18 protein-coding genes are annotated in these 19,737 nt (G+C 63.5%); 10 read left to right on the top strand and 8 right to left on the bottom strand.

Features of this window, described 5'->3' with window-relative positions; translation table 11 throughout:
* Positions 1 to 36: 36 nt before the first annotated feature.
* The 7 genes from rpsA to NHH88_25870 all read left to right on the top strand — a co-directional run bounded on the left by rpsA (position 37) and on the right by NHH88_25870 (position 6,862).
* Complete coding sequence (rpsA, locus tag NHH88_25900; GenBank protein USX17438.1) at positions 37 to 1,716, top strand: 30S ribosomal protein S1; 1,680 nt, start codon at positions 37 to 39, stop codon at positions 1,714 to 1,716.
* Between the two features lie 10 nt (positions 1,717 to 1,726).
* Entirely contained in the window at positions 1,727 to 2,032 is a 306-nt protein-coding gene (locus NHH88_25895) for an integration host factor subunit beta (protein ID USX13062.1), read from the top strand.
* A 222-nt stretch (positions 2,033 to 2,254) separates the two neighbouring features.
* Positions 2,255 to 2,557 (top strand): LapA family protein, encoded by a 303-nt coding sequence (locus NHH88_25890; GenBank protein USX13061.1) that lies wholly within the window; start codon positions 2,255 to 2,257, stop codon positions 2,555 to 2,557.
* A gap of 27 nt (positions 2,558 to 2,584) precedes the next feature.
* Positions 2,585 to 3,760: a lipopolysaccharide assembly protein LapB gene (gene lapB / locus NHH88_25885; GenBank protein USX13060.1), complete on the top strand. Its 1,176-nt coding sequence runs from the start codon at positions 2,585 to 2,587 to the stop codon at positions 3,758 to 3,760.
* A gap of 206 nt (positions 3,761 to 3,966) precedes the next feature.
* Positions 3,967 to 4,848 (top strand): D-glycero-beta-D-manno-heptose-7-phosphate kinase, encoded by an 882-nt coding sequence (gene rfaE1, locus NHH88_25880; protein ID USX17437.1) that lies wholly within the window; start codon positions 3,967 to 3,969, stop codon positions 4,846 to 4,848.
* Positions 4,849 to 5,083: 235 nt separating this feature from the next.
* Positions 5,084 to 5,437 (top strand): helix-hairpin-helix domain-containing protein, encoded by a 354-nt coding sequence (locus NHH88_25875; protein USX13059.1) that lies wholly within the window; start codon positions 5,084 to 5,086, stop codon positions 5,435 to 5,437.
* 96 nt (positions 5,438 to 5,533) lie between these two features.
* Positions 5,534 to 6,862: an MBL fold metallo-hydrolase gene (locus NHH88_25870; GenBank protein USX13058.1), complete on the top strand. Its 1,329-nt coding sequence runs from the start codon at positions 5,534 to 5,536 to the stop codon at positions 6,860 to 6,862.
* On the opposite strand, the gene NHH88_25865 is transcribed toward NHH88_25870, so the two are convergent.
* Positions 6,846 to 8,021 (bottom strand): patatin-like phospholipase family protein, encoded by a 1,176-nt coding sequence (locus NHH88_25865; protein ID USX13057.1) that lies wholly within the window; start codon positions 8,019 to 8,021, stop codon positions 6,846 to 6,848. The two genes, NHH88_25870 and NHH88_25865, sit on opposite strands and share 17 nt — an antisense overlap.
* Entirely contained in the window at positions 8,014 to 8,580 is a 567-nt protein-coding gene (locus tag NHH88_25860; protein ID USX13056.1) for a carboxymuconolactone decarboxylase family protein, read from the bottom strand. Before NHH88_25860 ends, NHH88_25865 begins: the two co-directional genes overlap by 8 nt.
* Before the next feature lie 181 nt (positions 8,581 to 8,761).
* Here NHH88_25860 and NHH88_25855 point away from each other — a divergent pair, with 181 nt between their 5' ends.
* Complete coding sequence (locus NHH88_25855) at positions 8,762 to 9,661, top strand: polysaccharide deacetylase family protein (protein ID USX13055.1); 900 nt, start codon at positions 8,762 to 8,764, stop codon at positions 9,659 to 9,661.
* A 90-nt stretch (positions 9,662 to 9,751) separates the two neighbouring features.
* On the opposite strand, the gene NHH88_25850 is transcribed toward NHH88_25855, so the two are convergent.
* Positions 9,752 to 11,512: an FAD-dependent oxidoreductase gene (locus NHH88_25850; GenBank protein USX13054.1), complete on the bottom strand. Its 1,761-nt coding sequence runs from the start codon at positions 11,510 to 11,512 to the stop codon at positions 9,752 to 9,754.
* A 201-nt stretch (positions 11,513 to 11,713) separates the two neighbouring features.
* On the opposite strand from NHH88_25850, the gene cysM reads away from it, so the two are divergent.
* Complete coding sequence (gene cysM / locus NHH88_25845) at positions 11,714 to 12,616, top strand: cysteine synthase CysM (GenBank protein USX13053.1); 903 nt, start codon at positions 11,714 to 11,716, stop codon at positions 12,614 to 12,616.
* 118 nt (positions 12,617 to 12,734) lie between these two features.
* On the opposite strand, the gene NHH88_25840 is transcribed toward cysM, so the two are convergent.
* The 5 genes from NHH88_25840 to NHH88_25820 all read right to left on the bottom strand — a co-directional run bounded on the left by NHH88_25840 (position 12,735) and on the right by NHH88_25820 (position 18,673).
* Positions 12,735 to 13,073, bottom strand: coding sequence for a hypothetical protein (locus NHH88_25840; GenBank protein ID USX17436.1), 339 nt, complete (start codon positions 13,071 to 13,073; stop codon positions 12,735 to 12,737).
* Positions 13,074 to 13,552: 479 nt separating this feature from the next.
* Positions 13,553 to 14,698, bottom strand: a complete 1,146-nt coding sequence (mltB, locus tag NHH88_25835; protein ID USX13052.1) for a lytic murein transglycosylase B — start codon at positions 14,696 to 14,698, stop codon at positions 13,553 to 13,555.
* Entirely contained in the window at positions 14,689 to 16,740 is a 2,052-nt protein-coding gene (locus NHH88_25830; protein USX13051.1) for a DUF3488 and transglutaminase-like domain-containing protein, read from the bottom strand. The genes mltB and NHH88_25830 overlap by 10 nt, the downstream gene beginning before the upstream one ends.
* An 8-nt stretch (positions 16,741 to 16,748) precedes the next feature.
* Positions 16,749 to 17,753: a DUF58 domain-containing protein gene (locus tag NHH88_25825; protein ID USX13050.1), complete on the bottom strand. Its 1,005-nt coding sequence runs from the start codon at positions 17,751 to 17,753 to the stop codon at positions 16,749 to 16,751.
* Positions 17,753 to 18,673, bottom strand: a complete 921-nt coding sequence (locus tag NHH88_25820) for a MoxR family ATPase (GenBank protein ID USX13049.1) — start codon at positions 18,671 to 18,673, stop codon at positions 17,753 to 17,755. Before NHH88_25820 ends, NHH88_25825 begins: the two co-directional genes overlap by 1 nt.
* A gap of 130 nt (positions 18,674 to 18,803) precedes the next feature.
* On the opposite strand from NHH88_25820, the gene NHH88_25815 reads away from it, so the two are divergent.
* On the top strand, positions 18,804 to 19,730 hold the full coding sequence (locus NHH88_25815; protein ID USX13048.1) for a histone deacetylase family protein: 927 nt from the start codon (positions 18,804 to 18,806) through the stop codon (positions 19,728 to 19,730).
* The last annotated feature ends 7 nt before the right edge of the window (positions 19,731 to 19,737 follow it).

Below are 19,737 nucleotides of genomic sequence, written 5' to 3'. Positions count from 1 at the left end.
AGCCTTGTTGGCAACCTGGAAGTCACAATGTCTAATATGGAAAGTTTTGCAGCCCTCTTCGAAGAATCCCTGTCGCGTCAAGACATGCGTTCGGGCGAAGTGATCTCGGCTGAAGTCGTTCGTCTGGATCACAACTTCGTGATCGTCAACGCCGGCCTGAAATCGGAAGCATTCATCCCAGTTGAAGAATTCAAGAACGACCACGGCGAGCTGGAAGTCAAAGTAGGCGACTTCGTTTCCGTGGCGATCGAATCGCTCGAAAACGGTTTCGGCGACACCATCCTGTCGCGCGACAAAGCCAAGCGTCTGGCTTCGTGGCTGGCACTGGAAAAAGCGATGGAATCGGGCGAAATCGTCGTCGGTACCGTCAACGGCAAAGTCAAGGGCGGCCTGACCGTTCTGACCAACGGCATCCGCGCGTTCCTGCCGGGTTCGCTGGTCGACACCCGTCCAGTCAAGGACACCACCCCATTCGAAGGCAAGACCCTCGAATTCAAGGTCATCAAACTGGACCGCAAGCGTAACAACGTCGTTCTGTCCCGCCGCGCCGTCATCGAAGCTTCGATGGGCGAAGAGCGTCAGAAGCTGATGGAAACGCTGAAAGAAGGCACGGTCGTGACCGGCGTCGTCAAAAACATCACCGACTACGGCGCGTTCGTGGATCTGGGCGGTATCGACGGCCTGCTGCACATCACCGACCTGGCATGGCGTCGTGTGCGTCACCCATCGGAAGTGCTGACCGTTGGCCAGGAAATCACCGCCAAAGTCCTGAAGTACGATCAGGAAAAGAACCGCGTTTCGCTGGGCGTGAAGCAACTGGGCGACGACCCATGGACCGGTCTGTCCCGTCGTTACCCACAAAGCACCCGTCTGTTCGGTAAAGTCACCAACCTCACCGACTACGGCGCGTTCGTTGAAGTCGAGCAGGGTATCGAAGGCCTGGTCCACGTGTCGGAAATGGACTGGACCAACAAGAACGTCGCTCCAAACAAAGTTGTCCAGCTGGGCGACGAAGTTGAAGTCATGGTTCTGGAAATCGACGAAGAGCGTCGCCGTATTTCGCTGGGCATGAAGCAGTGCAAAGCGAACCCATGGGATGACTTCGGCGTGACCCACAAGAAGGGCGACAAAGTCCGTGGCGCGATCAAATCGATCACCGACTTCGGCGTGTTCATCGGCCTGGCCGGCAACATCGACGGCCTGGTACACCTGTCGGACCTGTCCTGGACCGAAACCGGCGAAGAAGCTGTTCGTCGCTTCAAGAAAGGCGACGAACTGGAAGCCATCGTTCTGGCCATCGACGTCGAGCGCGAGCGCGTTTCCCTGGGCGTCAAGCAACTGGAAGGCGACCCGTTCAACAACTTCGCAGCCATGAACGACAAGGGCGCGCTGGTTACCGGCACCGTGAAATCGGTTGAGCCTAAAGGCGCCGTGATCCAACTGTCCGAAGAAGTCGAAGGCTACCTGCGCGCTTCCGAAATCTCCCGCGACCGCGTGGAAGATGCCGGTACGCACCTGAAGGTTGGCGACTCCGTCGAAGCCCTGGTCATCAACATCGACCGCAAAGCGCGTTCGATCCAGCTGTCGATCAAAGCGAAAGACAACGTCGAGACCCAGGAAGCGATGCAGAAAATGGCCGCTACCGACAACAACGCAGCTTCGGGCACCACCAGCCTGGGCGCGCTGTTGAAAGCCAAGTTCGATAACAAGAACTAAGAACTAGTCGATGACTAAGTCCGAGTTGATCAACCGCCTGGCTGAGCGTTATTCTCAGCTGGTGGCCAAAGATGCGGAGTATGCCGTCAAGACCATTCTGGATGCGATGACCAACGCCCTGGCGACCGGTCAACGCATCGAGATCCGCGGTTTTGGCAGCTTTGCTCTGAATAGCCGGCCACCGCGTATCGGACGTAATCCGAAGTCGGGCGACAAAGTGATGGTGCCCGAAAAACGGGTACCCCACTTCAAGCCGGGCAAGCAATTGCGCGAGCGGGTCGACGCGATGGTCGGGCAACCGATCATCGAGGACTGAAGCGTCTGATGGTTTGACAAGAAAGCGGCGTCCTCGGATGCCGCTTTTTTTATGGTTGTGCGAGCTTTTAACCCGCACCCGTGACAGAGGGGTCGTACCCAGTGGGGTACGACCCCGGTGGTTCGCGCCGTGCGGGTTAATAGCAAGCGCTCCGCAGTTTGATAGAAACGGTATCTAGTGCCATACTGGCGCTCTTAGAAATCCAGAACAGGAACCAGGCTGATGAAATTCGTATCCACCCTCATTGGAATCGTCCTATTCGTCTTGTTTTTTGGCTTTGCCCTGAAAAATACGCAGGAAGTCGATCTGCACTTTTTCCTCCACTATGACCTGCGCGGACCCCTGGTGCTGATGCTGCTCGGCTTCTTCGTCGCCGGCGCCGTCCTGGGCGTGCTGGCGCTCACGCCGACCGTGTTCCGCCACCGCCGCGAAACGAACAAACACAAAACCACCATCACGACGCTGCAATCGTCGGCGCAGCAGGTCAACGCGCAGCCGCAGCCCGATGGCGTCACCACACAATAAGCACCACTACCAACTACAAGAACAAGCATGGAATTTGAACTCTGGATGTTATTGGGCATCCCGCTCTTCTTCGGCATGGGATGGATCGCCGCGCGCGTCGACATCCGCCAGCTGGTGTCCGAATCGCGCACGCTGCCGCGCGGTTATTTCAAGGGCCTGAACTTCCTGCTCAACGACCAGCCGGACAAGGCGGTCGACGCCTTCATCGAGATCGTGCGCATGGACCCGGAGACGGCCGACATGCACTTCGCGCTCGGTAACCTGTTCCGCCGCCGTGGCGAGACCGAACGCGCCATCCGCGTCCACCAGAATTTGCTGTCGCGTCCCGACCTGCCGCAGGAGCAGAAGGAGCACGCCGAATATGAACTGGGCATGGACTACCTGAAGGCCGGCCTGCTGGACCGCGCCGAGGAAACCTTCAATCGCCTGATCCACAGCCAGTACGCGGTGCCGGCGCGGCGCGCGCTGCTGGAGATTTTCCAGCGCGAGAAGGAATGGCCGCGCGCCATCGAAGCGGCCATCGGCCTGCAGGAATCGGGCGCCGGATCCCGCCAGAAGGAAATCGCGCAGTTCTACTGCGAGCTGGCCCAGGACGCGCTGGTGCACCTGCATCCGGAAGATGCGCTGCCGCTGCTGGAGAAATCGCTGCAGGCCGACCGCGTCAACGTGCGCGCGACCCTGTTGATCGGCGACGCGCAGCTGGCCAAGGACGATGTCGAAGGCGCGTTGATGACGTGGCGCCGCGTCGAACAAATCAGCGTGCCGCACACCGCGCTGGTCGCGCAGCGCATGATGGACGGCTACCGCAAGGTCGGCCGCCCGCTCGAAGGCGTCAACCTGATCAAGTCCTACCTGGAGCAGGCCTCGTCGATCGACCTGCTGGAGGTGGTGTACAAGGCGGTGCTGGAGCTTGACGGCCTGGATGCCGCCAAGGAGCTGGTGGTCGATGAACTGCGCCGCACGCCGACCTTGCTGGGACTGGACAAGCTGCTGGAAGCGCGCCTGGTCGATGCGCCGGCGAGCGTGGTATCGGAACTGTCGATGGTGAAGAACCTGGTGCACGGCTACACGCAGAAGCTGGCGCGCTACCAATGCAGCCATTGCGGCTTCAAGGCGCGCCAGTTCTACTGGCAATGCCCTGGATGCAGCAGGTGGGAGACCTACCCGCCGCGCCGCACCGAAGAATTGAATGTCATGAATTAACACGTAGGGCGGATTAGGCGGAACGCCGTAATCGGCCATGTATGTGCCGCCGATGGCGCATACATGGCCGATTACGCTTCGCTAATCCGCCCTACGTGATTCAGACGAGCTTAAATTTAATATACGAGGACCATGTGAGTACTTCCGTCACCGCTTTTCAATCCCCCGCACTGGACAAGGTGCGCATCCTGGTCGTCGGCGACGTCATGCTGGACCGTTACTGGTTCGGTGACGTCAGCCGCATCTCGCCGGAGGCGCCGGTCCCCATCGTGCGCATCGAAAAGCGCGAAGCGCGCCTCGGCGGCGCCGCCAACGTGGCGCGTAACGCCGCCGCGCTGGGCGCGCACGCCGGCTTGCTGGGCGTGGTCGGCGCCGACGAAGCGGGCACCGAAGTGGAACAGCTGCTGCAAGGCGGCGGCATCCACAGCTACCTGAAACGCGACGACGCCATCTCCACCATCATCAAGCTGCGCGTCATCGGCCGCCAGCAGCAAATGGTGCGCATCGATTTCGAGGAAGCGCCGACGGACACCGTCCTGCGCGACAAACTGGTGCAGTTCAAGGCGCTGCTGGCCGACTACGACGTCATCGTGCTGTCGGACTACGCCAAGGGCAGCCTGGTGAACGTGGCCGACATGATCGCCTCCGCGCGCGCCGCAGGCAAGGTGGTGATGGTCGACCCGAAGGGTGACGACTTCTCGCGCTACAGCGGCGCCACCGTGCTCACGCCGAACAAGTCGGAGATGAAGCGCATCGTCGGCAGCTGGAACAGCGAAGAACAATTGACGGCGAAGGCGCAGCAACTGCGCGCGGAGTTGAAGCTGGATGCCTTGCTGCTCACGCGCTCGGAAGAGGGCATGACCTTGTACACCGAGAACGACCAGTTCCACATGCCGGCGCAGGCGCGCGAAGTGTTCGACGTCTCGGGCGCGGGCGACACCGTCATCGCCACGATGGCGTGCATGCTGGGCGCGGGCGCGGGATGGAACGAAGCGGTGCAGACGGCCAACCGCGCCGGCGGCATTGTTGTAGGCAAGCTCGGCACGGCAACAGTCACGCGCGAAGAGTTGTTCGACGCGGTGGGCTAAACGACGGATACACGTAAACGTAGGGCGGATTAGGCGGAACGCCGTAATCGGCCATGCATGCGTCACCGCAACGCATGCATGGCCGATTACGCTACGCTAATCCGCCCTACGTGTCTCCCTGTCAGAGTTTGATCTACCTCATACCGGCAGCGTCAACCACGTTGGGGTCCCCACCCGTTAAGGGTATTCAAGGTGCGATTTTCGCCCTTGCTCGACACCAACCACGGAGACAGACATGTTCAAAAAACTAATGCTGGGTATTGCCACGCTGGCCGCCACAATGAGCTTCGCGTTCGCACAAGTCGATGTCAACAAAGCAGACGCAGCCGCGCTCGATTCGATCAAGGGCATCGGCCCCGCCAAATCCACCGCGATCCTCGAAGAACGAAAAAAAGGCGAGTTCAAGGACTGGGCCGACTTTGAACAGCGCGTCAAAGGCGTCGGCGGCAAGAACGCCGCCAAGCTGTCCGAGGCCGGCCTGCAGGTGAACGGAAAGTCGAAAGAGGGCGCAACGGCCGCAGCCAAGCCCAAGGCCGACAAAGCCGCTCCCAAAGCGAGCTCCACGCCAATCGCCGCCACCGGCAAATAAATCCGGTACTCCAGCAAAAGCCCGCAGCCCCGCGCTGCGGGCTTTTGCGTTTTTATGTCTGGTAAGATAGCGCGACATTTTGATTGGAGTCTGCACATGTCGCCCCTGAAGATTTCCAGGATACTCCACGCGGGTTATGTCTTCGAGCACGAAGGCACGCAGATACTGTTCGATCCGATTTTCGAAAACCCGTTTAGCCGCAACTGCCACGCCTTTCCCGCCGTGCGCTTCGACCATGAACAGATCAAGACGCTGACGCCGGACGCGGTCTTCATCTCCCACTTCCACGACGACCATTGTTCGATGGAGAGCCTGGACCTGCTGCCGCGCGCCACGCCGATCTATCTTTACTGCCTGTTCGACGAACTGTTCGCCATGATCCGTGAGTTGGGCTTCACCGACGTGCGCGCGCTGGCGGTCGATTCACCGGTGCTGGTTGGCCCGATCGAGGTCATTCCGCGCAGGGCGCTCGATGCCGATGTCGACTCGATGTTCCACATTCGTGCCGGCGGATTGAATGTGCTGAACGTCGTCGATTCGTGGATGGACCCGGAGACGCTGGAACAGCTCACAGCCTACGCGCCGTGGGACATGGTGCTGTGGCCCTTCCAGACCATGCGCGAGATCGACGTGATCGCGCCGTCGCGCGCCGAGGGCGTCCAGCCGGAGCTGCCCGAGGAATGGCCGGAGCAGCTGCGCGCACTCAAGCCCCGTTATGTCGTCCCCAGTTCCTGCCAGTTCGTGCAGGAGCCATGGTCCTGGTACAACCACGCGCTGTTCCCGATCACTTATCAACAGTTCGAGCGCGAGGTCGGCGCCTGGCTGCCGGATGCGCGCATCGTCCGCCTCAATCCCTCCGTCGCGATGGAATTGACGTCGCAGGCGCTAACGCCAGCCGCGCCGCTGCCATGGGTGCTGCCGGTTGGCGAACAGGACGTCGATTATGAGTATGACGCCGGCATCACGCCGCCGCCGACTTCGGACATCGCCGGCCATTTCGCGCCGCTGACAGAGTCACAAACCTCGCTGGTGCTGGACTACTGCGGTGCGGGTTTGCTCGGTAAATACCGGGAGATGGAACTGCCGCCGGACAGCTACTTCGAGACGCAGTGCGTCTGGCAGTTATCGGTCTACGATCACGCCGGTGGCGTGCGGCAGTACCGCTACCGCATCCAAGGCGATAGCATCGCTGCGGCGGGCGACGAGGAAGCGCCGTCGTGGCTGACCGAAATCCCCATCGCCAAGCTATACGCGGGCCTGGCGCTGGGGGAGTCGCTGACGTCGATGTACATGCGGATCAGCGGCGCGCCGGCCGACGCCGACATTGTCGACGATCCGCTGATACGCTGCCTGTTCAACGACGCCTTCGGCGCCTACCAGGCGGCGCAACTGCGGCGCCTCAAAGAAGCTAGGCTGGCTTCGTAAGGAAATCGAAAACGGCCGGATTGGCGTCGATGGTGGGCAGCTGGAGAATTTCCTTGTGCGTGAGCGTGCTGTTGGCATCCTTGTAGCCGGCCTGCCAATGCTCGTTCATCGTCCTGCGGGAAAACTCCACATCCTTGTACTGGCCCTCGTAGGTCGCCGAACGGTAGACCAGTTCAACGATGTTGTAGCGCGCAGGGTCGCCCGCCGCCGCCAGCAATTGTGCTTGCGGACTGGCCGCCATGTCCGCCGGGATCATCGCCAGCAGTTCGCTTAGCGCCGTGTGCAGCTTCTTCACCCTGCGCAGGGAGTCGGTCGCCATGCGCGTGCGGCTCGAATACTGGATCTCCTTCATCCGCGTGGCGACGCTGGCCATGTCGCGCGGCAGTTCGCCGTGGGCGCTCCACAAATCGACTTGCCAGACCAGCGTGTCGAGGCCCGAGCTGTTGGACAGCACCCATTCCAGCGGCGTGTTAGACACCATGCCGCCGTCCCAGTATTTTTCGCCATCGATTTCCACCGCGTCGAAGGCCGGCGGCAACGCGCCGCTTGCCATGATGTGCTCGACCCGTATGCGCTCGGTGGCGTTGTCGAAGTAGGCGAAGTTCCCGGTGCGGACGTTTACCGCGCCGACGCTAAGCCGCGTCTCGCGCGCGTTGATGCGATCGAAATCGACCAGGCGTTCCAGCGTGGCGCGCAACGGCGAGGTGTCGTAGAAACTGGTGGCCTGGCTGCCGCCGAACGGGAAGGACGGCATGCGCGGCTCGAAGAAGCCCGGCACGCCGCGCACGAACGCGCTGCCTGCCGCGAGCTGGTTGACCCAGGCGCGGGCCGTGTCGGCAAGCGTCAGGGCGCTCCAGCTGGCGCCGGGCGCGCAGGCGCCGCCATCGCTGACCAGTTCCCAGAATTCGCGCAGCCGCGCGACCCGGTCCTGACGCGCGTTGCCGGCGATGATGGCGCTGTTGATGGCGCCAATGGATATCCCCGACAACCAGTTCGGTTCGATGTCGCCTTCCAGCAGGCGTTCGTAGACGCCGGCCTGGTAGGCGCCCAGCGCGCCGCCCCCTTGCAGCACCAGGGCAACACTGCCGAACTCCGATGGACCCGCGCCGGCGGGCTTAAGCCGGGCGTCGGCCGAGGTGCTGGTATCGCGCTTATTCACGCTCTGGCACCGGCACGTTAAAGCCGTTCAACGTGGTCGACACCAGCGCGTACAAGCCCACCAGGTAGATCAACTCGTTGGTGCCATGCTGGCCGAAGGTGTCGATCGCCAGCCGGTACAACGGCTCCGGCAACGTGCCGCCGCGACTGAGCGCGTACGAGAAATCGAAGGCGACGTTCTCCTCCTTCGACAGGTCGACCGGCTTCAGGTCCGCCACCAGCGCGGCCAGGCGCTCGGCCGACATGCCGGCTTTCTCCGCCACCGCGACGTGCGCATACAGTTCATAGGCCGCGTTGTAGCGGGCGCCGACGACGAGAATCGCGATCTGGCGTACGTTGTCCGGCAAGACGGCGTTGGCGGTCATGGCCAGCGTCAGGTCCCAGATCGCCTTGCCGATGGCAGGCTCGTGCAGCCAGGGATTCCAGGGGCCCATCAGGGCGCTGTCCTCGCGCTCTACTTGAAACGCGTTGAAGTTGCTGGCGATGCCTTTGCGCATGCTGTCGTACAGCTCTTTTTGTTCGGGGCTCAGTTCGTTTGGGGGGATGAGTGGAAGTCGCATTTTGTCCTCGCATGGTTGAAGTATGATGTCGAGGAAACAAATGGAGCGTTGAGGCCTTGCGTGTTACCTCTGCTTGCATTCTGGCATGGATGAGTTCGGCGTTCGATTAGATCGCCCTTAAGGAGGAAATATGTTAGTAACGGTTGGTCGCCGTATTCGCTTAACCGCCATAGCCGCGATGATGACGCTCGCTGGTGTGAGCATGGGCGTGGCGCAGGCGCAGTCGGTGGCCTTCACCTTCGACGACGGGCCGCAGCTGGAGCAGACGCCGTTGATGTCGCCGCAGCAGCGCAACCAAGCGATGCTCGACGCGCTGGCCGCGCACAAGGTGTCGGCGGCGTTGTTCGTCACCTGCGACTTCGGCGCAACCAAGCCGGCCGGCTATGCGCTGGCCAAGGCCTGGGGCGATGCCGGCCATGCGCTGGGCAACCACACGATGACGCACCCGGATTTGAATTCCGCGAAGGTGACGCTGGCGCAGTACCAGCGGGAGATCCTCGATTGCGACCGCATCACGTCCACCTTGCCCGGGTATCAAAAGTGGTTCCGGTTTACCTTCCTGCGCGAGGGGAATACGCCGGAGAAGCGCGACGGCATGCGAAGCTTCCTGAAGGAGCAAGGCTATCGCAATGGGTATGTGAGCCTGGACACCAGCGACTGGCGCCTGGACGCGAAACTGACCGAGGTACTGCGGTCCGATCCGAAGGCGAACATCGAGCCGATCAAACAGGCGTACCTGGCGCATATCAAACAGCGGGCGATCGCGTATCGCGATTTGTCGCGCAAGCTGGAAGGGCGCGATATTCCGCAGGTGCTGCTACAGCATCACAACCTGATTAACGCGTTGTGGTTGAAGGATGTGATCCAGCAGTTCGTCGATATGGGCTGGACGATCGTCACGCCGGCGCAGGCGTTCGCCGATCCGGTGTATCAGCTGCAGCCGGAGCGCACGGTGCCGGGACAGAGCCTGCTGCTGTCGATCGCCCGCACGCGTGGCATGACCAAGTTCGAAGGGTGGGAGCGGCTAGTGGACGACGGCGATTTCGAAATCGAGCAGCTGGAGAAGGCCTGGTTGAAGTGAAGCCCGGCAAGCGTTTCGCGATACGCATGCGTCGCCGTTTAAGGGTCGTACCCCGTACGGGGTACGACCCTGGTTGGCCGTGCGGGTTCGCTAGCGTTTATCCGCTGGAAGATTCGCTAAAAACGCGTGAATCTGCGACACCACGGCCGCGCCTTCGCCCACCGCCGCCGCGACCCGCTTGGTGGAACTGGCGCGCACGTCGCCGATGGCGAACACGCCCGGCACGCTGGTCTCGAGCGCGGCGCGCGCCGGCATCTCGCGCGGGTACACACCCTTGTCGAAGTTGGCCTTGCACTGCGCCTTGGTCACATCGAAACCGGTGCGGATAAAACCGTGGCCGTCGACATCGACACCGCAGTCCTCCAGCCAGCCCGTGTTCGGATCGGCGCCGATGAACAGGAACACGCGGCAAACGTCGTAATCGCATTCCTCTTCGCTTTTCGAATTGCGGATGCGCACCTGCTTCAGGCCATCCTCGTCGCCTTCGAGCGCGATGATCTCCGAGTGCGTGTGCAGCTCGATATTCGGCGTGGCCTGGATGCGTTCGATCAGATAGCTCGACATCGTCGACGCCAGGCTGTCCTTGCGGATCAGCATATGCACCTTGGACGCGTGCCCCGCCAGGAACACCGCCGCTTGCCCGGCCGAGTTGCCGCCGCCGACCAGCACGATCTCCTCGGTCTTGCACAGCTTGGCCTCGATCGGCGACGCCCAGTAATAAATGCCCTTGCCCTCGAACTGCTTGAGGTTGGCCAGCGACGGCCGGCGGTAGCGCGCGCCGCACGACAGCACCACGGTCTTGGCCTGCAGCTTCTGCAGGCTGCCGCACATTTCCACTTGCAGCGGATAGGTGTCGCAGATCAGCCGCCCGGCGGGTGCGGGGATGGCGATCTCGACGCCGAATTTCTGCGCCTGCACATACGCGCGCCCGGCCAGCGCGCGGCCGGAGACGCCGGTCGGGAAGCCGAGGTAATTTTCGATGCGGGCGCTGGCCGCCGCCTGGCCGCCGAAGGCGCGGGTTTCCAGCGCCAGCACCGACAAGCCTTCGGACGCCGCGTACACCGCCGTCGCCAGTCCGGAGGGGCCGGCGCCGACGACGATCACATCCCACACCTTGTCGGCCGGCAGCTCCGGCAGCATGCCGAGGCAGCGGCCGATATCGACCGTGGTTGGATTTTTCTTGACCACGCCGTCCGGGCACACCACCAGCGGCAGTTCGTCCGGCTTGGGCTGGTAGTGGGCCATCAGTTCCGTCGCCTGCTGGTCCACCTCCGGATCGAGCACGCTGTAGGGATGGCCGTTGGCGGCAAGGAAGCTCTGCAGGGTATGGATGCGGCCGTGGCCGCGCGGGCCGACGATGACCGGGCCGCCCGAGTTCTGCTCGATCAGGCCGACGCGACGCAGGATCAGCGCGCGCACGATGCGTTCGCCCAGGTCGGCGTGCGCGACCAGCAGCGCGCGCAGCGATTCGGGCGGTATCACCAGCACTTCGACCTCGCCGACGGCGTCGGCGTTGCCCAACGCCGGGCGCCCCGACAACTGCGCCACCTCGCCGGAGAACTGGCCAGGCATGTGCGTGGTGATGTACGAGGTGTTGCCCAGGCCGTCGAAGCGGGTGATGGCGACGCCGCCCTTGAGCACCAGCAGCATGCCGTAGTTGCTCTTGCCCGCCTCGGCGATTTTTTCGCCGTCGCTGAAATGGCGCACATGGCCGAAGCGCAGCATGTGCTTGATGTCGCTGTCAGACAACGTCGGGAACATCTGGTGGCGTCGGCTTTCCAGGTCGGCCGGCAGCGCCGCAGGCGTTTCAGGGGTGGCGTCGGGCAGCATTTCAAGCGGGGAGGTGGACATGGCGGTCAGGGGCGTAAGAGTGGTCGGCACGGCGTGGTGCGATGCAGCGATGATGCAAGTCTAGCGCATGCGGCCGCTCCAGTCCAAAGACTTCCGGCACTTTACCTCCTCAGGCAGGGGCCGGGCCATCCCTTGCAATACGCGCAACGGCAACTCGGATTAAAATGCATGTTTTGGCGAAACCACTGAAGATTGAACACGATGGCTTACAAGACTCTGGAAGATACGATCGGCAATACACCGCTGGTGCAGCTGACCCGCCTGCCCGGCGCGGACGCGGTCGCCCGCAACAATATTATTCTCGGCAAGCTCGAAGGCAACAACCCGGCCGGTTCCGTCAAGGACCGCGCCGCCATGTCGATGCTCAAGCGCGCCGAGGAGCGCGGCGACATCAAACCCGGCGATACCCTGATCGAAGCGACCAGCGGCAACACCGGCATCGCGCTGGCGATGGCGGCGGCGTTGCGTGGCTACAAAATGTTGTTGCTGATGCCGGAGAACCTGAGCATCGAGCGGCGCCAGAGCATGGCCGCCTATGGCGCGCAGATCATGCTCACGCCCAAGACCGGCGGCATGGAATACGCGCGCGACATGGCCGAGCAACTGCAAAAGGACGGCAAGGGCATCATCCTCGACCAGTTCGGCAACCAGGACAATGCGCGCGCGCACTACGAGGGCACCGGCCCGGAAATCTGGCGCGACACCGACGGCCGCGTCACCCATTTCGTCAGCGCCATGGGCACCACCGGCACTATCATGGGCGTGTCGCGTTTTCTGAAGGAACAGAATCCGAACGTGCAGGTCATCGGCGCCGAGCCGGAAGAGGGCTCGTCGATTCCCGGCATCCGCAAATGGCCGGAAGCCTACCTGCCGAAAATCTACGACCGCGCGCGCGTGGACAAGGTCGAGGCGGTGTCGCAGGCGTCGGCCGAACGCATGGCGCGCCGGTTGGCGGCGGAGGAAGGTATTTTCTGTGGTATTTCGGCGGCGGGCGCCTGTGAGATCGCGTTGCGTATTTCGCAGACGGTCGAGAACGCGACCATCGTGTTCATCGTGTGCGACCGGGGCGATCGTTATCTGTCGACCGGTGTATTCCCGGCTTAAAACTCGCAGCTTAAATTCGCCGGCATAAAACCGGCGCGCAAAAAGATGTATCCCTCGCCCCTGCAAGAGGGGGGAGGGATACAAGGTAAAACGCTACAGGTCAGTGCCGGGGTAAAACTTAACCCTGGCCCTGGCCTGGTTCGCCTTCCTTTGGTTTGAACTGCTTATCGCTGATGCGGAACTTGTTGCGGCGGTCGCCCATCAAGTAACGCAGGTCACGGATGCTCAGATCGCTCACTTCGTGCATGCGGATCAGCAGCGAAGCGCCAACTGGCAGGCGGTGGTGGCGAATTTTACTGATCACCGGCGGTGCGACTTCCAATGCGCGCGACAGAGCGGCATCGTTTTTCAAACGCAGGTTTTCGATCAGGGTATCGAGCAGGCGGTTGGGATTGTATTGCAGCAGGTCATCGCCATCCGCATCGTTGTTCATATCTATGCCGACTTGGTTTGTCATGATTTCGTCTTTTCCTTCTGTAAAGTTGTCCTGCAAAGTAAAACACTCGGAGCTCGCTTTGCTGCGTTAATGTTCATCCTTACCAAGGAACGAATTTACACACGGACCGATTCCGGGATAACAAGTTTCATAATATATACACAATTATACAACATCTCGCATTGTAATACCCGACAGCAATAGAAAAAAACTACATAGTCGAGTATTGTTGTCCCGATGCAACATTGTGTGAGAATTATACACCGACTCCTGTGCTACGCTATGGTGCACGCTATTATTTAGCAACTAAAGTTAGTTATAAGACAATTCCGTTGTATAGATGCTTATGAATTGATGCTTTAGAAGCCAGTTTGGATCAATAATTTCCAAGTGTCAACTAAACAATACCGCGTGCAAGTTGGGCGAACAACAGCCGTTACGGTTGCTTACATCCCTCATCGCCATCCTTACACGCGCCCGCCCGGATTTGCGTACCGTTTCTACAGCCCGCCGCGCGCCAGCCGGACCGCGCGGCCCAGCTCGATCACCGACATCGCATAGAAATAGCTGCGGTTGTACTGGGTAATTGCAAAGAAATTACTGTTGGCCAACCAGTATTCAGTTGGGTCGGCGCCGTTTTGCAGATCCACCAGACCATAGGTCTGCTGCTCCGGCACAGGTACAGTGGTGGTGACCCCCGCAGCTATCAAGTCCTGCGGCGGATATTTTGCCGTCAGGCCCTGGTGCAGCATCGGCTCCCATGCCTTGGCGGGCGATGCCGTGGCAGCGTACACCAGCGGTCCGCCGTTCTCGCGCTCCCAGCCGTGCGCCGCCAGGAAGGCGGCCACGCTGCCGATGGCGTCGGTGCTCGAGCCGAGCAGGTCGATGTGGCCGCTGCCGTCGAAGTCGACCGCGTACTTTATCAGGCTGCTCGGCATGAACTGCGGCATGCCCATGGCGCCGGCGAACGAGCCGCGCAGCGACAGCGGGTCGATGCCGTCCCGGCGCGCGAACACCAAGGTGGCCTCCAGCTCGCCACGGAAGAATTCCATGCGTGCCGCGCGCTGCGGCGCCTCCGGATAGGAGAAGGCGAGCGTGGTCAGCGCGTCGACCACCCGGAAACGGCCGGTGACGCGGCCGTACACGGTCTCGACGCCGATGATGCCGACTATGATTTCGGCCGGGATGCCGTACAGCGCCTCGGCGCGGCTGAGCGCCTCGGCGTTGTCGTTCCAGAACTTAACGCCGCCATCGACCCGTGTCGACTCGATCGTCAGCGCCCGGTAGGCGTTCCAGTTCTTCGGCTTGCCCGGTGGCGCCGGCTTGACCAGCTGCACCGTCGCGTCCACATAGCGGACCTGGGCCATCAGGGTGTCCAGCTCCTTGCGGTCGAAGCCGTTGCGGTTGGCGACGTCGTCGAGGAAGGCGCGCACTTCCTTCCACTCGCCGAAGTTGACGTATTCGCCGACATAATCGATGGCGGGCACGGCTTTCTTTTTGACGGGCGGGGCTTTTTTCTTCTTGGCTTTTTGCTGCATGCTGGGCGGCAGTTTGTAGCCGTAGCGGTCGACCTGGGCGTGGCCGGCGCCGGAGGCGGTCAGCAGCGCGGCGGCCAGCAGGGGGGTAATCAGAGTCTTCATCGGCATAAAGGTAACAGTGTTTTCAGCGTCTTGAGCGACGCCGTTCGTTGTTCGGCCCCGGCGCCGCCGTATTTCAGCGCGCCGTACAGGGTTAAAAATGTCTCCATCGCCGCGTGTTTGTCCGCGCTGGCGGGCATGTCCCGCAGACGGGCAGCATAGCTGAGCGGGCCTTCATCGGGGCGCCGCGCATAACCGTGACGCGCCTGCAGCCGGCAAAAGGCCTGGTACAGTCCGTCGAGCGGCGCGGCCGGCCGGCGTTGCCGCCGCCAGTGCAGCAGCCAGGCCAGCGCGCAGACCAGCGCCGCGCCGACTGCGCTGCGCCAGTTGCCGAACACGGAACCTAGTTCCGTAAGGAAACTTCGCTGCCTCTCTGGATTGTAATCCAGGACCCATTGATTCCAAGAATTATTCAACGCGGCATAGCGGAATCTGAGTTGCGCCAGCCACGAACCGGGATCGTTTTGCAGTTCGATCAACTGGCCGAAGCCAAAGGCGGACGGCGCCGGCAGCGCCCGCGCCAGGTTGCGGGCGATGCGCTCGGGCGCGACCGCGCCGGTGGGATCGACCCGGCGCCAGCCGTGGGACGGCAGCCAGATCTCGGCCCAGGCGTGGGCGTCGGACTGGCGCACCGTCAGGTAGCCGTCGAGCGGATTCATCTCGCCGCCCTGGTAGCCGGTGACCACGCGCGCCGGCACGCCCATCGCGCGCATCAGCACCACGTAGGCGCCGGAATAGTGCTCGCAGAAGCCGGCCTTGCCGGTGAACAGGAAGTCGTCGACCATGTCGCGCCCTGCCAGCGGCGGCTGCAAGGTGTAGCTGAAGGTGTCGCGGCGGAACATCGACAGCACTTGCTGGGACAGCTGGCGGGCGTCCGGCTGGCCGTTGGCCGTCGGCGGCACTGCTTGCCTGAGCTGTTGCGCCAGCGCCAGGGTTCGCGGGTTGAAGCCATGCGGCAGTTCCAGCCAGCGCTTGAGGTTCTCCGGCTGCTCGTTGGCTTGCAATTGAAAATCGACATAGGCGCTGGCGGCGTAGCGCACGCGCCGGGCCACCGGTTCCATCGTGAACTGTTCCATCTCGTCCGACTCGCGCACGTTGAAGCCCGGTACGCTGAATCGCGGGCCGGTCAACTCCAGCGGCGCCAGCCAGCGCTTGCCGGTCGGTTCCATCGTCACCTCGTGGCGGACGGCCTGGCCGCGCACGCTGATGGCGATGGCCGCTCTTTGCGCGCCGCGCCGGCGCGGCACGCGGGTCCAGGTGCGGCCGTCGTAGTCGCCCAGCACGATGCTGCGCCAGTACAGCTGGTTCTGCGACGGCGCTTGGTCGAGGAAGCGCACGCGGAAGGCCACCTCGTCCGACTGCGCCAGCGACGACAGCGTGCCCGGCGCCATGCTGTCGGAGATGCCGCTGCGGCCGCTGTGGGCGTCGCCCGGCATGCCCCACAGCGGCCCTTGCACGCGCGGAAAGCCGACGAACATCAGCAGCGCCAGCGGCGCGGCCAGCAGGAACAGCTTGGCCGAGGTGCGCAGGCGCCGCGCCAGCGGCGGCACGGCGCCGGTGTACTGGAACGATTGCTGCGCCGTCAGCAGCACGATGATGGTGGCGGCCATGAACAGCGCCGTCGGCATCGTCTGCGAATAGAAAAAGCTGGTCAGCAGCACGAAGAAGCTGAGGAAGATCACGACGAACAGGTCGCGCTTGGCGCGCATCTCCAGCAGCTTGAACGCCAGCAGCAGGGTCAGCATGGCGACGCCGGCGTCGCGGCCCAGCAGGGTGCGGTAGGTGAGGTAGACGCCGGCCATCGCCGCCACGGCGACCGGCACCAGCAGCCACAGCGGCGGCATGCGCTTGCCGCGCCAGGTGATGGCGGCGCGCCACAGCAGGGTGGCGCAGACGGCCAGGCTGACCCACAGCGGCAGGTGGGCGAAGTGCGGCGCCAGCACCATCAGCGCGGCGATGAGCAGCAGCAGGGTGTCGGCCTTGTCGCGCGGCAGGGCCGCCAGGCGCCTCCCGAGTTCTACTTTGGGGCCGCGTCGCTGAGTTTCGCTCATGCGCTCGCTCATGCGCCGCCCTCCCGGCCGAACAGCGCCAGCGCGCGCAGGCAGGCGGCGCGGTGGGCGTCGCCCAGCGCCGGGCCGTAGGCGTGCTGCGCCAAGCGGAAAGTGTAGGGCAGGGCGCGCTGCTCCGCCTCCAGCACCCATTGCGTCATGCGCGACAGTTTCAGTTCCAGGTCCAGTTGCAGCGGCAGGTCGGCGAAGTCCAGCGCCAGTTCGGCCACCGCGCCGCCCTCGAAATGCTTGGTCACCAGCTGCCCGCCCAGCGCCGGATCGTGGCGGGCGATCTGGCGCCACGCCAGGTGCCGCATCGGGTCGCCCTGCTGGTAGCTGCGGATGCCGGCGAAATTATCCAGTCCCACGGTGCCATGGCCGTCCTCGCTGGCGGCGCCGCGCGACGGCAGCGGCTGGGCCGGCGCTTCCGGCGTCGGATACACCAGCACCCGCAGCTCCGGCTGCCAGTAGCTCCACGCCTTGAACAGGCCAAGCGGAAAACGTGTCGTCAGCTGGATGCGCGGCGCGGCCAGCCAGCCGCGCTCGCGCGTCGGCAGCGACAGCACCACCGCGCTGGCGCCGCCGGCCGCCACGTCGGTCACCTGGCGCGGCTCGCCCTGCGTCTGGAAGCCGAGCCAGATGGCGTAGCGGTCGAGCTTGGTGGGGTTGGTCAAATGCAGCTCGAACTGCGCTTCCTCGCCGGCGAACACCGGCTGGGCGCGGCCCGGGGCCAGCTTCAGCAATGCAAGGTTGCGCGCCGTCAGGAACATGTCGGCCACCGCGCAGGCGCCGGTGAAGAAGGTCAGCGCGAAGCCCAGGCCGAGGTTGTAGTTCAGGGCGCCGATCAGCATGATCAGCAGCAGCAGGGTGAAGGACAGGCCCGCGCGCGTGGGCAGGATGAAGACGCGGCGCGACGTCAGGGTGACCTCGCCCGGCTCGCTGTCGCGCAGCTGGAACAGCCATCGGTTGCTAACCTTCCGGCCTTTGCGGTACAGCGCTTGCAGGCCGGAATTCACTACAGTGGCACCGATTTCTGCAACTGCAGCACCAGGTCGCGGCTGGCCAGCGCCACGCCGTGCGCCGCCTTGAGCGGGCGCAGGCGGTGCGCGCAGACCGGCACCAGCACCGCTTGCACATCCTCCGGCAGTACGTGGTTGCGTCCTTCCAGCGCGGCCCAGGCGCGCGCCGCTTGCAGCAGCGCGATGGCCGCGCGCGGGCTCATGCCTTCGGCGAACATGCCGTTCTGGCGCGACGCGGCCGCCAGCGCCTGCACATAGTCGACCAGCGACGGCGACACGTGGATCTGCTTGAGCGATAGCTGGGCGGCGGCCAGCTCGGGCGGCGTCATCGCCGCCGGCAGCGTCTTGAGCAGCACGCGTCGGTCCTCGCCCATCAGCAGCGCGCGCTCGGCGGCGGCGTCCGGATAGCCCAGCGACAGGCACATCAGGAAGCGGTCGAGCTGCGATTCCGGCAGCGGGAAGGTGCCGATCTGGTGGGTGGGATTTTGCGTGGCGATGACGAAGAACGGCAGCGGCAGCGGCCGGGTGACGCCGTCGGCGCTGACCTGGCGCTCCTCCATCGCCTCGAGCAGGCCCGATTGGGTCTTCGGCGTGGCGCGGTTGATCTCGTCGGCCAGCAGCACCTGGGTGAAGATCGGGCCGGGATGGAACACGAAGCCGTTCTTTTCGCGTTCGTAGATCGAGATGCCGTTGACGTCGGCCGGCAGCAGGTCGCTGGTGAATTGGATGCGGTTGAAGCGCAGCCCCAGCGAGATCGCCAGCGCATGCGCCAAGGTGGTCTTGCCCACACCAGGCACGTCCTCGACCAGCAGGTGGCCGCCGGCCAGCAGGCAAGTGAGTGCTTGACGTATCTGCAAGTCCTTGCCGACAATGATGTCTCCGACCTGGCGTGCCACCGCGTGCAATTTTGTGTACATGATATGTATGGTAGATTAGCGCCTGGGATCAGCAGAATCAGGCGCGGCGTTTGAACGATTCTATGCGAGAAACCGCGCAGCGGATATAGCGTAGTGAGAGAGCATTCGCGGCCCCGTAAAAACCATAGACATGACCACAGCCATTTACAGCCATCCCGATTGCCAGCGCCACGACATGGGCGAGTGGCACCCCGAATCCCCGGCGCGCCTGCAAGCCATCGCGGACCAGCTGATCGGATCGCACATCAGCGACCTGCTGGAGCACCGCGAGGCGCCGCTGGTGGCGCTGGCCGACCTCGAACGCAACCACAGCCGCAACGCCATCGCCATCGTGCGCGACAACGTGCCGGCGCCGGGCTGCACCTATCCGATCGACGGCGACACCTCGCTCAACGCCTGGAGCTGGCTGGCCGCGCAGCGCGCCGCCGGCGCCGCCGTGGCCGCGACCGACGCCGTCATCGATGGCGAGATCGACAACGCCTTCTGCTCGGTGCGTCCGCCCGGCCACCACGCGCGCCCGATCGAGCCGATGGGCTTCTGCCTGTTCAACAACGTCGCCGTCGCGGCCAAGCACGCGCTCGATGCGCGCGGCCTGGCGCGGGTGGCCATCGTCGACTTCGACGTCCACCACGGCAATGGCACCGAGGAAGCCTTCCTGAACGAGCCGCGCGCCTTGATGGTGAGCTTCTTCCAGCACCCGTTCTATCCGTACACCGAGCCCGAGCCGATCACCGCCAACCTGGTCAACGTGCCGGTGCCGCTGGCCACCAAGGGCGACGCCGTGCGCAAGATCGTCACCGACCAGTGGCTGCCGGCGCTGCACGCGTTCAAACCGGAGATGATCTTCATCTCGGCCGGCTTCGACGCCCACCGCGAGGACGACATCGGCGGCATGGGGCTGGTCGAGGCGGACTACGCGTGGATGACGGAACAGGTGATGGAGGTGGCGCGCCTGTACGGCAAGGGCCGCATCGTCAGCTGCCTGGAGGGGGGCTACAACCTGTCGGCGCTGGGCCGCAGCGTGGTCGCGCACTTGAAGGCGCTGGCCGAGATCTAAGTCCCGG

This window comes from Oxalobacteraceae bacterium OTU3CAMAD1, from assembly GCA_024123915.1.
In the GTDB taxonomy this organism is placed as follows: Bacteria; Pseudomonadota; Gammaproteobacteria; order Burkholderiales; family Burkholderiaceae_D; genus Rugamonas.
Note: the sequence above shows the minus strand (reverse complement) of the source record. Positions and strands in the feature narration are given on the sequence as shown.